Source organism: Anaerolineae bacterium (genome assembly GCA_014360855.1).
Taxonomy (GTDB): domain Bacteria; phylum Chloroflexota; class Anaerolineae; order JACIWP01; family JACIWP01; genus JACIWP01.
The window spans coordinates 1-15,226 of sequence record JACIWP010000003.1 but is presented as its reverse complement, the minus strand read 5'-3'; the positions used below and the strand labels follow the sequence as shown (position 1 = coordinate 15,226).

The 15,226-nt window shown below is 65.4% G+C and carries 11 protein-coding genes; 5 read left to right on the top strand and 6 right to left on the bottom strand.

Going from position 1 to position 15,226, the window contains the following annotated elements; genetic code table 11:
• Positions 1-11 precede the first annotated feature (11 nt).
• On the top strand, positions 12-920 hold the full coding sequence (locus H5T60_00405) for a DNA polymerase domain-containing protein (GenBank protein ID MBC7240894.1): 909 nt from the start codon (positions 12-14) through the stop codon (positions 918-920).
• Positions 921-1,082: 162 nt separating this feature from the next.
• On the top strand, positions 1,083-1,889 hold the full coding sequence (gene dapB, locus H5T60_00400; GenBank protein MBC7240893.1) for a 4-hydroxy-tetrahydrodipicolinate reductase: 807 nt from the start codon (positions 1,083-1,085) through the stop codon (positions 1,887-1,889).
• Here the strand turns inward: dapB and H5T60_00395 are convergent, their stop codons facing one another.
• From H5T60_00395 to H5T60_00380, 4 genes are read right to left on the bottom strand one after another with little or no spacing between them, the layout of a single operon-like run.
• Entirely contained in the window at positions 1,890-2,984 is a 1,095-nt protein-coding gene (locus H5T60_00395; protein ID MBC7240892.1) for a Gfo/Idh/MocA family oxidoreductase, read from the bottom strand. It abuts the gene before it with no gap.
• A gap of 51 nt (positions 2,985-3,035) precedes the next feature.
• A complete protein-coding gene (locus H5T60_00390) occupies positions 3,036-3,782 on the bottom strand; it encodes a Fic family protein (GenBank protein ID MBC7240891.1) in 747 nt (248 codons plus the stop codon).
• The gene (locus H5T60_00385) at positions 3,779-6,337 is read right to left on the bottom strand and encodes a DEAD/DEAH box helicase (protein ID MBC7240890.1); all 2,559 of its coding nucleotides are present in this window, start codon (positions 6,335-6,337) and stop codon (positions 3,779-3,781) included. The genes H5T60_00390 and H5T60_00385 overlap by 4 nt, the downstream gene beginning before the upstream one ends.
• A gap of 21 nt (positions 6,338-6,358) precedes the next feature.
• Positions 6,359-8,383 (bottom strand): DNRLRE domain-containing protein, encoded by a 2,025-nt coding sequence (locus tag H5T60_00380; GenBank protein MBC7240889.1) that lies wholly within the window; start codon positions 8,381-8,383, stop codon positions 6,359-6,361.
• A gap of 220 nt (positions 8,384-8,603) precedes the next feature.
• Here H5T60_00380 and H5T60_00375 point away from each other — a divergent pair, with 220 nt between their 5' ends.
• Genes H5T60_00375 through H5T60_00365 form a run of 3 tightly spaced genes read left to right on the top strand, consistent with a single transcriptional unit; the run spans position 8,604 to position 11,708 of the window.
• Positions 8,604-9,437 (top strand): respiratory nitrate reductase subunit gamma, encoded by an 834-nt coding sequence (locus tag H5T60_00375; protein MBC7240888.1) that lies wholly within the window; start codon positions 8,604-8,606, stop codon positions 9,435-9,437.
• A complete protein-coding gene (locus H5T60_00370; GenBank protein MBC7240887.1) occupies positions 9,434-10,666 on the top strand; it encodes a (Fe-S)-binding protein in 1,233 nt (410 codons plus the stop codon). The genes H5T60_00375 and H5T60_00370 overlap by 4 nt, the downstream gene beginning before the upstream one ends.
• A complete protein-coding gene (locus H5T60_00365) occupies positions 10,653-11,708 on the top strand; it encodes a lipoate--protein ligase family protein (GenBank protein MBC7240886.1) in 1,056 nt (351 codons plus the stop codon). Before H5T60_00370 ends, H5T60_00365 begins: the two co-directional genes overlap by 14 nt.
• A gap of 44 nt (positions 11,709-11,752) precedes the next feature.
• Here H5T60_00365 and H5T60_00360 read toward each other — a convergent pair whose 3' ends face one another.
• The gene (locus tag H5T60_00360) at positions 11,753-12,874 is read right to left on the bottom strand and encodes an LCP family protein (protein MBC7240885.1); all 1,122 of its coding nucleotides are present in this window, start codon (positions 12,872-12,874) and stop codon (positions 11,753-11,755) included.
• Between the two features lie 124 nt (positions 12,875-12,998).
• A complete protein-coding gene (locus tag H5T60_00355) occupies positions 12,999-15,023 on the bottom strand; it encodes a hypothetical protein (GenBank protein MBC7240884.1) in 2,025 nt (674 codons plus the stop codon).
• Between the last annotated feature and the right edge of the window lie 203 nt (positions 15,024-15,226).

The following is a 15,226-nucleotide window of genomic DNA, read 5'->3' as shown; positions in this document are numbered from 1 at the left end:
GGATGGATGAAATGACTCAGACAGCAGGACAAGCGGAGTGGACACTGGACCGCCGCGCGGTTCCGGTGACGCATCTGGACAAACTTTTTTGGCCGGCGGACGGCGTGACCAAGGGCCAGATGCTGGAATATTACCGCGATATGGCCGAGGTGATGCTGCCGCATTTTCGGGACCGGCCCTTGACCCTGCGGGTATTCCCCGAGGGCATCCACGGCTTTTCGTTTTACCGCCGCGATGCGCCCGAGGACACGCCGGCTTGGCTTCACACCGTTGACTATCAGCCTAAGACCACGGATGAAGCGATCCAACTCCTGATCGTGGAGGATGCCGCCGGCCTCATCTGGCTCGCCAATCAAGGCGCCATTGAGTTCCACCTCTGGGCATCCCGCCTGCCGGCGCTCCAGCGTCCCGATATGGCCGTGTTCGACCTGGATCCGGGCGATCAGGCGGATTTTGGCCGTGTTCTGCAAGCGGCTCTGCGCGTGCGTGATGCCCTCCAAGCGCTGGGATTGCGATGTTATCCGAAGACCAGCGGGGGACGCGGCATGCATATCTATGTGCCGCTGGAGCCGGCGCATCCCTTTGACTTCGTCCGGGAATGGGTGAAAGGTGTGGCACACCAATTGGCCGCCGCATATCCCAAAGAGATTGCGGTGGCACATGGCCCTACTCATCGTGGAGCGCAAGTCACCATTGACCATGCCCAGAACAGCCTCGGGCGGAATACCGCCGCGGTGTATACCCTGCGGGCACAGCCCCATGCGCCGGTCTCCACGCCCCTGCGCTGGGAGGAAGTCGAAGCCGGCGATATCCTCCCAGAGCATTTTACCATTCGTACTGTGCCGGCGCGGGTTGCCAAGGAAGGGGACTTGTTCGCTGGGGTCCTGCAAGGCGGCCAAACATTGCCCGTTCTCTCATGATGGCATTCGCGGATCGTCCCATGCTTTCGCTACCGAAGGTATCACCTTATGCTTGGGGCGATTGCCGGCGGTATTATTTGATGCCAAGGAATTCAACCGCGTCCTGGTCGATTTCCTGCTGGAAGAGCAGGCAGACGTTGGGAATAGGGAGGAAGTGGACGTATGACGATACGCGTGTGTCTCGCCGGCGCCACCGGTTGGGCCGGCTCCGCCATCGCACGAGGTATCTTCGAGGCAGAGGACATGGAACTGGTCGCCGGCGTATCCCGGACGCACGCCGGCCGGCCGCTGGGAGAAGTGCTCGGCATCGCCGGCATGCAGACGCCGATATTCGGCACGGTGCAGGAGGCGTTCGCCGCGGTGCCGGCGGTGGACGTCTTCGTGGATTTCACCCGGCCGCAGGCGGCCCGCGAGCATGTGCTGACCGCGCTGACACACGGCGCACATGTGGTCATCGGCACCTCCGGCTTGTCGGAGGAAGACTTTTCGGCCATTGATGAGGCGGCGCGCGCCGCCGGCCGGGGCGCACTGGCTGCCGGCAATTTTGCTATCGGCGCCGTGCTGATGAATAAGTTCGCCGAGATGGCCGCGCGCTATTTCCCCCAGTGGGAGATCATTGATTACGCCCATGCGGATAAGGTGGACGCGCCCAGCGGCACGGCGCGCGAATTGGCCCGCCGGCTGTCGAGGGTCGGGGAATCCCAGTTAGAGGTTCCGCTGGAGCAGATCGTCGGCCCGCGCGAGAGCCGCGGGGTGCGTATGGGCGGGACACAGGTGCACTCCGTGCGCCTGCCGGGCTATATGGTGACGGTGGAGGTCATCTTCGCCTCGCCGGACCAGAAGCTGGTCATCCGCCATGAAGGGAGCTGGAACGCCGGCCAGTACGTCGAGGGGGCGCTCCTGGCCATCCGCAAGGTGAGCGGGTGGGTGGGACTGCGCCGCGGCCTGGATGGGATTATCGAGCTGTAATCAGGCCAGCTCCTCCAGGTAGACGACGCGGTCCTCGGCGATGGACATCTCCGCCGCCTGGGCGATGGCCATGGCGTCGCGGCCGATCTGCGGGTCGCACGCCGGCGGCCGGCGGGTGCGCACGCACTCCAGGAACTCCAGCCGGCTGCGGTGGGCGCCGATATGCCCCACCCAGGGCGCTTCCGGCTCCTCGTATTCGATCTCCTGGCCGTGCACCGCCTGCGGGCCGCCCCACAGCGTCAGCGTCTGGTCATCGCGCGCCAGGATCTGATAGCCCTGATGGGTGATGGCGCCGACCTCCAGGCCGGGGTAGGGCGGCTTCAGGTACATGCACAGCCCCTGCATGGCGCGCGCTCCATTCTCGTACTCCACGATGACCCAGGCGTGGTCCACGATGGTGCTGGTCGAGATTTCCGCCGGCTCCCAGAACGAATAGGTGCATTCCACCCAGTGGGGCACGCCGTAGCGGATCACGTGCTGGCCGCCCATGGCGAAGACGCGGTGGGCGCGTGCCCCGATCATCCAGTTGAACAGGTCGAAGTAGTGCACGCATTTATCCATGATGGCGCCGCCCGAAAGCCGCTGGTCGTAAAACCAGGCGCGGGGCGGGAAATTCTCCCGAAACTCCTTGCACCACATGAGGGTGGTCTGTCCGTAATCCCCGCCTCGACACAGTTCCGCCATCTTGCGGAAGAGGCCGGCGTAGCGGTACACCAGCCCGATCTGCAGGATGCGGTCGGTGCCGCGATGGGCGGCGATAATCTCGTCCGCCTCCTGCACGGTGGGGGCCATGGGCTTTTCCAACAGCACATCTTTGCCGGCCTCCAGCGCCGCCAGCGTCACCTCGCGGTGCAGGTACTGCGGCACCGCCACCACCACCGCCTCGATATCGTCACGCCGTAAGAGCTGGCGGTAATCGGTATAGCGGGCAATGGGGGTCGGATAGTCCGGGATTTCGGCCAGCAGTTCCTCCATGCGCCGCTCGTTCACGTCGGCGACGGCCACGATGCGCGCCTGTTCGATCTCCGCAAAGCCCAGGGTATGGTATCCCCCCATATCTCCCACGCCGATGATGCCGATGCGCACTGGTTCCATTCCTTTTCCTCCTCGTGCCCTGGTACGGTGATATGCGGTGGGGCGCCGGCGTCAAGGCTCCAGCGCCAGCAGGTACATGCTCTGCACCCGTTCCAGCGCTTCCAGCGACAACTGCACCAGCGGGCGGTAGTCCCCCTGATCGGCCTGGTAAAGCGCCTGGCGGTAGTCATGGCGCTGTTCCGGGCGGAGGACCGCCGGCAGGTAGCCGTCCTTCAGCAGGGAGAGGTTCATCACCAGACGGGCGGTCACGCCGTTGCCGTCCAGGAAGGGCTGGATGCGCAGTAGGCGATGGTGCGCCACCGCCGCCCGTTCGATGGGATGCAGGGCCTGGGCAGAGCCGGCCATCCACAGCTCCCACTCGCGCATCAGGTCGGCGATGGAGCCGCCGGCGGCGCGCTCCTCGTCGGTGTAGCGGCGGTAGCGGCCGGCGAGGGCGTCGTCTATGCCGGCCATCAGGAGCGCGTGCAGTCGGCGCACCTCTGCGGCACGGATCGGGCGTTTGGAGCCGGCCAGCCGGCGCACCTGGGCGATGGCCTGCCGGTGGTTCAGCACCTCCAGATGCTCGCGCAGGGTGTACTGCGGGAAAATGTCCCCTTCGCTCAGGAGCTGAGCGATATCGTCCAGGGTCATGCGGCCGCCGTCGATGGCGGTAGAGCCGGCGATCCAGACCGGCAGGAGGCCCTCCCACAGCCGCTCGGCGGCAGTAGGCGGCCAGGGGCGCAGGCGGTCCAACCGCTCCTGCCGGCGGTCCACCCGTTCCAGTGCCTGTGGTTCGATCCCGCTCCAGGTCGTCCTCATGATGGATACACCTCCGGAAGGCCGGCCAGGCACAGCCGCAAAAGGCGCAGGACCTGGGACTTGACGTTCCCGCTGAACTCGCCGGCCGCACCGACGCAGGAGGGACAGCCGGCCAGACACTGACACTGGCGCACCACATCCAGCGCAGCGCGCAGAAGCTCTCCCTCGGGCAGGTCAAAGAGGGCCTGGCTGAATCCGATGCCGGCCGGCGCGCGCTCGTAGATGAATATCGTCGGCCAGCCCTGATAGCCCTCATGGGTGCTGACCACGCCCAGATCCGCTGGGTCGCACATCAGGAAGACCGGCGCGACATGCCGCAGGACATGGGCCAGGCCGGCCAGGGTACTGCGCAGTTGTCGGGCCGCCTCCGCCAGACGATGACAGCGCGGGCAGAGGGTGATGAGGTTATCGAGGGCGTTGGCCTGCAGGTAGCGCTCGTTGGCGCCAGGGATGTAGCCAAATTCGCGGAAGGGCCGCAGATGGTGCACATCGTGCTCACGGCCGGGCGGTTCCGGAGCGCCGCAGTGCCGACAGCGGAAGCCGTCGCGCTGGCGGGCCAGCCGGCGCTGGAGTTCCCAATTCGGGCCGTAGTCGCGGATAGGTTCCCCCTGCCAGGCTCCCAGCTCCTGGAGCTGTTCCAGGAAGGCCGGCGGCAGGGCGTACCAGAAACTGCCGGCCGGCATGCTGACCGCCGGCAGGGTAATAGGCCCGCGCGCGATGACCTCTTGGGTGAACAGCCGAATCTTGCGGAACGAGGTGGCCTGGCTGTGGACGATGACCTCGCCGAAACCCCGGCGGAGCGGCCCCTCGTCCTCCTCGGCCAGGGTTTGGGAAATTTGCACCTCGATATTGGCGCTGGCCTCCGTGTAATAGTCCACTTCCGCCGGCTGGACATAGGCCAGGCCGGCCTCCCAGTCCAGCCGCTCCACGATGTAGGTCTGCCCCTCGTGCATATACACTGCCCCCTCGTGTAGGAGCAGGGGGACGCTGAAGCGTTCCAATGTGCCGATGGTCTGAGGAGGTTTCCCATCGCCCGCGCCGGCCAGGATGGTGAATATATCCGCGCCGGCGGAACGCAGGGAGACACTGCCGGCGGGGTAGATGGCTCGCGACCAGTGCCACCGGCCGCCGGCCAGGCGCACCTGTCCATCCTCCGCCAGGAAAGACAGGAGCTGGGCCGTGATATCCTCGGCGCCGAACCTTTCGTCCTCGGCGAGAGGAAGCTCAAAGGCGGCACAGGCCAGGTGCGAGAGGAGGATGGCAGGGTTGTCGGGCGCGATGAGCGCCCGTTCCGGCGAGCGCCCCAGGAGGAAGTCGGGATGGGTGACGATGTACTGGTCGAGGGGAGAGGGGCCGGCGATCAAGATGGCGGCGGAGACCCGGGAGCGCCGGCCGGCGCGGCCGGCCTGTTGTACGGTGCTGGCGATGCTTCCGGGGTAGCCGGTCAGGATGGCTACCGACAGATCGCCGATGTCAATCCCCAGCTCCAGCGCATTGGTGGCGACCACGCCCCGTACCTTGCCCTGCCGCAGGCCTTGCTCGATGGCGCGGCGCTCTTTCGGCAAATATCCGCCGCGGTAGCCGCGCACCAGTTCGGCCGGCAATCCCCGTTCCTCCAGCAGTTGGCGCAGATAGGTCAGCAGAAGCTCCGTGCCCAAGCGCGAGCGGGCGAAGATGATCGTCTGCAGGTCATGCATCAGGAAGCGGCCGGCGATGTCACGGGCTTCCAGGAGCGCCGGCCGGCGGATGCCCAGCGCGGGGTCCACGAGCGGCGGATTGTAGAAAATGAAATGCTTGTGCGCTTTGGGGGAGCCGTCGCGGGTGATCAGGGCGACCGGGGAAGAGGTCAGCCGGCGGGCCAGCTCCTCCGGGTTGGCGATGGTGGCAGAGCTGACGATGAACTGCGGCGCACTGCCGTAAAAGCCGGCGATGCGCTTCAGCCGGCGCAGGACGTTCGCCACATGACTGCCGAAGACGCCGCGATAGGCGTGCAGTTCATCCATGACGATAAAGCGCAGATGGGCGAAGAGCGCCGCCCATTGGGTATGATGCGGCAGGATGCCCATGTGGAGCATGTCGGGGTTGGAGATGATGATGCGCGCCTCCTGGCGGATGCGCCGGCGGGCGGAGGCCGGCGTGTCCCCATCATATACCCCGACGATGTTCCCCAGCCCCAGCGCCTCGCACAGCCCGGAAAGGACAACGAGCTGGTCCTGCGCCAGGGCCTTGGTGGGGAAAAGGTATAGGGCGCGCGCCGTCGGGTCTTCCAGCAGTGCCTGGAGCACCGGCAGATTGTAGCACAGGGTTTTCCCCGAGGCGGTGGGGGTGACCACGGCGACATGCCGGCCTTCCCGCGCGGCGCGAAACGCATCGGCCTGGTGGGTGTAGAGCGTGGCGATGCCCTGTCGAAGGAGGGCCTCCGCCAGCCGCGGATGCAGTTCGGCGGGCAGTGGCTCCGTGCGCGCCGGCGCGGCGGTCTGCTCGTGCCAGCGGGTCACGTGCCGCATGAACTCCCGGTCGTCATGCAGTTGTCCCAGCAGTCTCTCAAGCTCCATTCAGCAGTCCCGGCGGCGGGATTATTTTCGCAGGAGCGGGAGCCAGCCGGCCGGCGGCAGTGTGGCAGTGGGAGTGACGGTCGTGCCGGGAAGCTGGCGGGTGATGCTCAACTGATAATCGCTGTGAGGTCCGGTGCGGGCCGGCGAGGCCGGCGCCGCCTTCACATACCGGACGCCAGTCTCCGGCGCCAGGTATTCCACCAGCGACCCGAGGCCCGTTCCCCCGTTGTCGTCCATGGCCAGCAGGCTGCTGCAGTTCGCCGCGTACAAATATACCAGCGTGTCGGCATTTGTGGCAAGGTGGTGGGTCTCGATGCGATAGAGATAGCCGGCCTCGATCGAGAAGCGCACCCAATCCACGTCGGAGGGCACATGGAAATTATGGCTCTCCGCCGGCCCGTTCACGACGAAATCCCGCGCGCCGGCGCACACGTCATCCGGCTCATAGGCATCGGGGGCCGCCGTCGCTGTGGGCGACGGCGTTGCGGTGCGTGTAGCAGTGGGCGTATGGATCGGCGTGGTGGTCGCCGTCGGGGTTCGCGTGGGAGTATAGGTCGGGGTGCGGGTCGGCGTCCGGGTAGGCGTGGCGGTTCCTGGAGAGGTCGGGGTAGGCGTCCATGTGGGGACGCTGTAGGTGATGACCAGGCGCGGTCGGATCGCCGGCGTGGCGTTCTCTGAGCCGGCGAACCAATAGGTGACATGGGCCCAGCCGGTGCCGCTGATGACCGCCCCGTAATTGAGGGAGGGATGCTGGCGCCAGTAGGGGACCATGAAGGTCCAGTCCTGGTAGAGCCACATGTTGGTGCGGTCAATGACGCCGGTGACGGACGTCTCCGGGGCGCGGTCCACCCCGAACTGGAAGGCGCCGGGCTCTCCCCAGGGGTCGCCGGCGCGCGCCTGGTTCCACGTGGCCTGCGACTCGCTCCAGGGCCGGAGCAGACGGTAGCTGTTGACCTCGATAGGGCTCAGGTTGCTCTGGTTCAGGCACCACAGCCCCAGCACGGCTTCCAGGATGGTGGAGCCCGGCGGCATGGCGCTCAGGGGCGACAGGTCGAAGCGGATGAGCAGGTTCTTCTCGTGCTTGGCGCGCAGTTCCATCTGTGCCGCACTGCCGAAGTTGGCATTGGGGGCGAATGAGTCAATGAAGGTATCCTCCGTGCCCGTGTAGCCGTTCAGGCCGTTCTGCAGGATAATGGTGGCGATGGGCGCCGGCGGTGCGGTGGTCGGTGTGCGGGTCGGGGTGCGCGTCGGAGTGCGGGTAGGCGAGGGGGTTGGGCTGGCCGGCGTGCCGGTCCGTGTGGCGCTGGGCGTGGCTGTGCGCGTGCGGGTGGGAGTGCTGGTGGTGTCCAGCTCATAGGTGATGGTCAGCTTCGGGCGGAACGCGGATGCGCCCGAGCTGGAATCCACGAAGGAATAGAGCGATTTGCCGGCCGGCCCTCCCGTCCCTTCCGCGCGCAGGAGTATCCCGTAATTGGGATATTGCCCGCTGTGCCATTTTCTCACCAGCGCTGTCAGGGGGATGTCCATCCAGCCGGTGGCCGAAACCACCACCTGCGTGAATGCGGAGATGGCCCGATCGGTGCCGGCGCCGTTGGCCCCGGGAACTGCCCAGGGCTGGCCGGCGGCCGCCAGCTCCCAGGTGGCCTGGCCGGCGTCCCATGCCCGCTTCAGGCGGTACACGGCGATGGTCAGCAGTGTGTCGTCCTGGTGGTAGGTGGCGTTCAGGCTGAGCACGGCGGAGGTGATATGCGCTCCCGCCGGCAGTGGGGACAGGTCGAAGCGAATGAGCGTGGAAAGGGTATCCCCGCTGGAGGTGTACTGCACTTTCAGGTTGCTGTTCTCAAAATTGGAGGTGAGGTTCCAGCGGTCGATGTAGGTATCGGTACAGCCGGCGTAGCCGTCCAGGCCGTTCTGCAGGATGAGGGTATAGGTGGTCGTCAGGGGCTGGGCGCCTGCGCCGGGGCTGACCGCCGGCAGAAGGGCGATAAGGATGGCGAGAATGCCGGCGAGGGACAGCCATTTCCGAGTCCATACTGCGCGGTACATGGGGCCCTCCTTCTCTAGGGCGGTCATGTTCCCTGGGGGGTAGGTGGGTGCGAGAACAGCGTAAGGGATATGGCCGTATGTCTGGATGCACACAGCGTAGCACAAATAGGGGGGAAGCGCAATCCTGGCCGGCATATGGATTGTCGAAAACGCCTCCGTCATGTATAATGCGCTCCAACGTCCTTTTCCCCTGACATATCGTCGCTGGGAGTGTGGCAGCATGCCGGCCGACCGTCTCACCGTGTTCTGGATTGCCATCGCCATCACGTTGGTGCTCTTCCTGGCGCTGGTGGGCTTGAAAGTGGACCTCTGGTCCCAGGGATATCTGCGGGATGCCAACGGCCGGCTCGTCCCTAGACGGCGTGCCGGGGCCGCGCTGATGATGGCCCTGCGCTATATCTTCAGCGCCCGCTTCGGACGGGTCATCTGGGTCTTCCTGCTGGATGGACTGCTCCACCGCCGGCTGTGGCAGGAGGACCGCTTCCGCTGGCTGACGCATTTCCTCATGCTCTTCGGGTTTTTCTCCCTCTTCGCGCTGAGCATCTTCACCGGTTTCTTCGAGGAAATCCTGCACCTGGGCTTCGGATTGGATACGCCGCTGGTGCGCTTCGTGACGAATAAGGACACGCCCCTGATGGCCCTGCTGAACGAGAGCCTGGGGTTGATGATCCTCGCCGGCGTCCTGTTGGCGGTCTTCCGGCGCTTTATCCTGCGGCCGGCACAGCTTCGCACCGCCTCGACCGATGTGACCACTATGGTCCTGCTGGGCATTATCCTGCTGACCGGCTATCCCATTGAAGCGTTCCGGCTGATCATGGATGGTACGCCGCCGGCGCTGGCCTGGTACTCCTTCATCGGCTATCCGCTATCTCTGGCCATCCAATCCCTGGCGCTGAACTGGCCGCTCTGGCATTACTGGACATTCATGGTGCATATCGCCGCCTGCATTGTGCTGGCGCTGACGATGCCCTTCAGCAAGTTCTTCCACACATTGGTCAGCCCCATTATCGCCACCGTGAACGTCCTGACGGGGCATGAGGAGGTGCAGGCATGAGCGCCGGCCGTCCTCTCAACTTCGCGCATTTCTCCTTCAAACAGCTCATGGAGCTGGATGCCTGTACGCGCTGCGGCGAGTGCATCATCTGGTGTCCGACCTATACCGAAAAGAAGGACGAGGCCATCACGCCGCTGAAGAAGATCGAGCAGGTGCGGCAGTTCGCACACCGGCAGTATGGTCTATGGGCGCGCCTGTTCGGGCCGAGAGCGGTCGCCGGCGCGGAGATTGCTGATCATTCCCGCGGCACCTACGACTGCACCTTATGCGGCCGCTGTCATGTGGTTTGCCCGGTGCACATTGACACGCGCCCGCTCTGGCTGGCCATGCGAGAGCAACTGGTGGAGGCCGGCGCCTTCCCCGAGATTTTCGCGCAGGTGCGGGACCGCATCGCCACCGAGCACAATAACCTGGGGGAGCCGAATGCGAACCGGCTGGCCTGGGCGGGCAATCTGGATGAAGCCCCGCCGGCGGCTGGCCCAGGAAAGCCGGCGGAACTGGTGTATTTTGTCGGGTGCGTCTCCTCGCTCTATCCGATGGCTTATTCCATCCCCCAGAGCCTGAGCCAGATCCTGCGCCGGGCCGGCATCCCCTTCGCGGTGCTGGGCGCCGAGGAGTGGTGCTGTGGGTTCCCGCTCATCATCGCCGGCATGTCGCGCCAGGCGGAGGAGCTGGCACGGCACAACGTGGCGGCGGTGCGGGCGGCCGGCGCCAAACGCCTGGTCACCACCTGTCCCTCGTGCTACCATACGTGGAAAGACACCTACCCTGCCATCCTGGGTGAGCCGCTGGGGTTCCAGGTCATCCATGCGGTGGAACTGCTGGACGAACTGTTGGAAGAGCAGGCGCTGGAGCTGGGGCCGTATGAGAAGCGCGTGACCTACCATGACCCCTGCGACCTGGGGCGCACCAGCGGGATTTACGAGGCGCCTCGCCGTGTCCTGCGTTCCATCCCCGGCCTGATTTTCCGGGAAATGGAGCATCATCATGCGCGTGCCCTCTGCTGCGGCGGGGGCGGTGATGTGGAGATGGCGGACCCGGAGCTGGTGGGGATGGTGGCGCGCCGCCGGCTGGCCCAGGCGCAGGCCGTGGAGGCGGAGATTGTCGTTTCTGCCTGTCAGCAGTGCAAGCGCACCCTGGCCGGCGCGGCCCGCAAGGAACGTCTGCGCATCCGCGCGCTCGATATCACCGAAATCGTATGGGAGGCGATGCAAAATGAAGGTCTATAAGCTCGGCCACGTGCCCTGGGATGATTCCCAACTGCTGTATCACGCCATGGCGCGGTTGGGACATGAGGCGCTGAACCTGCTCTCGCCGGCCAGTCCGTACGTCTGTGTCGGGTACCATCAGGACGCCCGGCAGGAGATTGACGTGGAATACTGCCGGCAGAGGGGTATTCCCATTTTCCGGCGCGAGGTGGGGGGAGGCGCCGTCTTCCTGGACGGCCAACAGTTGTTCTATCAGCTTATCCTGCGGCGCGATCACCCGCTGGCCGGCCTGGATAAGGAGTCCTTTTACCGCACCCTCCTGGAGCCGGTCGTGCGCACCTATGCCGACCTGGGCATTCCAGCGCGCTACAAGCCGGTCAACGACGTCATCACCGCGGAAGGACGCAAGATTTCCGGCAACGGCGCCGCGCACATCGGCGAAAGCGTCGTTTTCGTCGGGAATATTATTCTCGACTTCGATTATGAGACTATGGCACGGGTCCTGCGGGTGCCCGACGAGAAGTATCGGGATAAGGTTTTCAAGAGCATGCAGGAGAACCTCACCACGGTGCGCCGGGAGCGGGGCACGGTGCCGGCCGAGGAGGAGGTGGTGCGCATCCTCAGCGGGCACTTCGCCGAGGTGCTGGGTCCGCTGGAAGAGGAGACGAGCGTGCCGGCGGAGGTGCGGGAGCTGGCCGATGCTCTGCGGCCGCAGTTCCTCAGCGATGAGTGGATCTTTGGGCGGAGCCGGCCGACGCGCCCCGAGGAGCGGGAGGTAAAGATCGCCGCCGGCGTGCACGTCGTCCAGCGCGTTTATAAGACTCCCGGCGGACTGGTGCGCGCCACGTTGGAAGTAAAGGATGAGGTTATCCACTCGGCCTGGATCACGGGCGACTTTTTCTTCTACCCCGAACAGAAGCTGGTCGAACTGGAGAAGGCGCTGGAGGGGGTGCCGATGGCCCAGGTGCAGAATGTCATCCAGGCCTTTTACGAGCAGAACCGCATCGAATCGCCGGGGGTGACGCCGGCGGAACTGGCGGCGATCATCCAAGGCAGTGTGTAGGTGCAGACAGGAACGGGGCGGCTCAATAGGCCGCCCCGTTTGCGCTAGCGCTTGGGTGCTACCGTAGGGAGCGGGGAGAGGAACAGGTCATCCACTACCGGGCGGATCTTCTCCCGAATCGGCAGAAGGACATAGGCGCCGGTGGGCGTCGTCTGCGGGACCGTCATCGTCTCGTCAATCACGGCGGTCTTGATGTTCTCGGTGTTGAGGTCGCGCGCCAGCCGTGCGAGCATGATCAGCTCGTCCATCGGAATATCGGTCTGGATGGAATCGGACAGGGTGCGCAGGAGCTCCGGGATCTTGGGGATCAGGGAGGGGAGCAGGTTCAGGCTGAGCACCTTGTCGCGCACGGCGAGGATGATCTGCTGTTGCCGGCGCGCCCGCTCGAAGTCGTTGTCCGTTTTTCGGGTGCGGGCGTATTTGAGCGCCAGGTCGCCGTCCATGTGGATGCGGCCGGCGGGGATGTACAGCGGGTCGTAGCCGTAGTTCTCGTCGGGATACTGGTCGTCCCGAATCTCATGCGGCACGTCAATATCTATCCCGCCGATCATGTCAATCATGCGTCGGAAGCCCTCGAAGTTGACCCGCACGTAGTAATGGACCGGGAAGCCGAAGTTGTACGAGACGGTTTTCTTGGCCAGGGCCGGCCCTCCCCCTGGGTATTTGTGCAAATCGCCCAGGAAGTGAGCGGTATTGATGCGGTTCTCCCCATATCCCGGGATGGGCACCCACAGGTCTCGGGGGATGGAGAGCATGCCGACCGCGCCGGACTCCGGGTCAATGGTGACCACGATCATGCTGTCGGTGCGGAAGGGACCGGTCTCTCCCGGGCGCTGGTCAATGCCCAGCAGGAGGATGTTGATGCGCTTCTGCAGGAGCGGCTCTGTGGTCGGGGGTGGGGTGCCCTCGCCGGCCTGGACGGTGGGAGCTACCTCCCCGCCGGCGGCCTGGGTGGGCGCCGGCAGGAACGAGGACAACCCCGCCTGTTCCTTCAGTATCTCGACGGAAGGGAGATTGGTCATCTCCGCCACGGTGGTGCGGACGATAGTGTACACGCCGTAGGTGGTGTATATGACCAGGGCGACGGCCAGCAGTGCCGCAATACTCCCCAGCACGAGCCAGAGCGGCCGGCCGTGCGTACCCTGATGTGATTCTTCGATGCGCATCGCGGTAAACCCTCCGCGGCCCGTGACCTGCCGGGTCGAACGCTTGCCAAGATTGGAATGCCGCGGTCAGGATGAGACCGCGGCGTACATGCACATTATAGCTCAAGACGCGTTTCCGCCAAATTTACTCCCTGGGAACATCCGCCAGGTACAGGGAACTGCCGGCCAGGAAGATAAGCTTGCCCTTGGCCTCGTCCAGGAAGAAATCGCGGAGGTCCTGGAAGGGATTGCCCTGGCGTGGGCGGAACTGACGCACGAACTGGCCGGCCTTGGTAAACTGCAGGATGCGGCCTTCGCCGGTGTCGGCGATGTACAGGTTATCGCCGGCCAGGCCGGTCGCCTCGTCGAACGAGGCCTGTAGGGCGGTGGGGCCGCTCAGCGGCTGGTCCAGCCCCTGCAGGGCGAAGTCCACCCGCTTGCCGGCCTGATAGCGCTCCACGCGATCATCGAACAACAGCCAGATGTCGCCATCAATCGACATATCCCGCACGCCGGTCATGTTGACAGGGGTGTCGGGTGGGAAGTAGGCATCCGGCGGCTGGGTATAGCCATTTTCGCCGGCGATGTAGCGGTAAATCTGATGGCCGGCGCTGTCCAGCACATATATGCGCGCCTCAGTGAAATCGTCCAGCAGGAGCGGCGCCTTCAAATCGCCGCTGTTGGGCAGGGTTTGGGCGGAGAGCTGGCTGTTGGCGTACATGAACAGGTTGCCGCCGGCGTCCAGCACGCACAGGGCGTCATAGGGGCGGCTTCCGCCGGCCGGCACCCAGGTGAGGTCAATCAGGTTGCCGGCCACCACTGTCCCGACCTGCTGGCCCTTGCGCAGTATCTCCGCCGCCTCCGCGCCCGGCTGAAGGCCGTCACGTGTCTCGTTCAGGCGGTGAAGAGTGATCACTCCCCGGCCGGCATCCAACACGAAGATATCGCGGTCGTGCACCACCAGGCGCGCCGGCTTGCTGGCCGGGTCCACAAAGCGGAACAGCTCCGGCATGAAGTAGATGGGCGTCACCTTGTACAGCTTGTCCTGCAGGAGCAGAAGCTCCTTTTGCAGTCGCACTGCCTCCGGTTCCTCCGGCTGAATGGTTAGCGCTTCCTCCAGGTGCTTCTGTGCCTCGCGCAGGGCGGACTTGGCGATATCTTGGTCCGTGGTGGTCGAGGCGGTGCGGTAATTTTCCAGGGCGGTGTCCAGCGCGCTTTCAAAGGCGCGGCGGGTCTGATAGCGCTGGTAGCCGTTGTAGCCCAGCACGGCGCCAATCACCAGCAGGGGGATGAGGACAGCAGTGATGATGGCGATGCGGCGCAGGTCCCAGCCGGCCCGTGCGGCGGCCGGCCGCGCAGTTTCGCCGCCGGCCTGCGGCCTGGATGGCCGGGCGGATGGCCTGGCGGCGGCGCGGCGGCGTGTGGGAGCGGCCGGCTCGCCCTCCGGTGGGGGCGCGGCCGGCGCCTTCTCCGCCGGACGCGGCGCGGCGGCCGTGGGTCGAGCTTCGCCTCCGGTGAATTCTATCAACATAGCGGAGAAGTCCACCTGCTGGCCGGCGGCGCGCAGGGCGGCACTGGCCAGCACCTCGGCCGGCGCGCGTACCTGCATGTCGGCGAAGGCCTGGGTGCCCTTCTGATCCAGCACCAGGAGCTGATCGCCCGGGGCAATGGACAGGTGGTGGAAGGCGATCTCTGGCTCCTTGCGCAGACCGAGGGGGATAAGGGCGCCGGCTTCCCGGTCGTGATAGCGCTTCCAGGCGGTGCCCCGCAGATGGTATACGGCGATGGGGCCGGCGCGGGCGATGAGGGCCTCCTGATCGCGCAGTACCAGACAGCAGACCGAGGCATCATGCTGGGATTCATAGCCGGATTGTAGGTTCTGCGTCAGCAAAAGCTGGTTGGCGGCCAGCATGGCGCTCCGCAGGCTGGTGGTGATGGTGCCGTGGGTCTGAAGATATGTTTTGCGGATGGTTTGGATGACCTGCTGGCGGAGCTGGGATACCTCGCCGACGGAATCGGGCAGGTCCACAAAGATGAGGAGCTGTCCTTTGATGGAGCGCTCCGGGATGGTGAGCTGTCGCGCCGGCATCCAGACATGGCCCGCGTCCTCGCGGCTGACCCCGCCGGCGAATCGGAAGGCACTGACCTCGGCTTGGAGCATGGATTTCATGGTAAAACCCCTTTCACAGGGCGCCCTTCGACACGGTTGCGCTGGGCGAAGTGCGGTGCCAGCCCTGCTTCATTTTACAATAATCTATCCGGTGATGCAAAGAGTGCATCCGCGCCGGCACGCGGCCCATGCCCTTATCCCGCGGGGGTTGGGGTGGAGGTGGGTGGGATGGCCGGCGGCTGTGTCGGCGGCGGAGGCGGCGG

Bases quoted from the DNA above. Each gene is read 5' to 3' on its own strand.
- H5T60_00390 (MBC7240891.1), bottom strand. From the start codon at position 3,782: ATGAGGACGACCTGGAGCGGGATCGAACCACAGGCACTGGAACGGGTG.
- H5T60_00405 (MBC7240894.1), top strand. From the start codon at position 12: ATGACTCAGACAGCAGGACAAGCGGAGTGGACACTGGACCGCCGCGCG.
- H5T60_00380 (MBC7240889.1), bottom strand. From the start codon at position 8,383: ATGTACCGCGCAGTATGGACTCGGAAATGGCTGTCCCTCGCCGGCATT.
- H5T60_00355 (MBC7240884.1), bottom strand. From the start codon at position 15,023: ATGAAATCCATGCTCCAAGCCGAGGTCAGTGCCTTCCGATTCGCCGGC.
- H5T60_00395 (MBC7240892.1), bottom strand. From the start codon at position 2,984: ATGGAACCAGTGCGCATCGGCATCATCGGCGTGGGAGATATGGGGGGA.
- H5T60_00365 (MBC7240886.1), top strand. From the start codon at position 10,653: ATGAAGGTCTATAAGCTCGGCCACGTGCCCTGGGATGATTCCCAACTG.
- H5T60_00385 (MBC7240890.1), bottom strand. From the start codon at position 6,337: ATGGAGCTTGAGAGACTGCTGGGACAACTGCATGACGACCGGGAGTTC.
- H5T60_00360 (MBC7240885.1), bottom strand. From the start codon at position 12,874: ATGCGCATCGAAGAATCACATCAGGGTACGCACGGCCGGCCGCTCTGG.
- H5T60_00370 (MBC7240887.1), top strand. From the start codon at position 9,434: ATGAGCGCCGGCCGTCCTCTCAACTTCGCGCATTTCTCCTTCAAACAG.
- H5T60_00375 (MBC7240888.1), top strand. From the start codon at position 8,604: ATGCCGGCCGACCGTCTCACCGTGTTCTGGATTGCCATCGCCATCACG.
- dapB (MBC7240893.1), top strand. From the start codon at position 1,083: ATGACGATACGCGTGTGTCTCGCCGGCGCCACCGGTTGGGCCGGCTCC.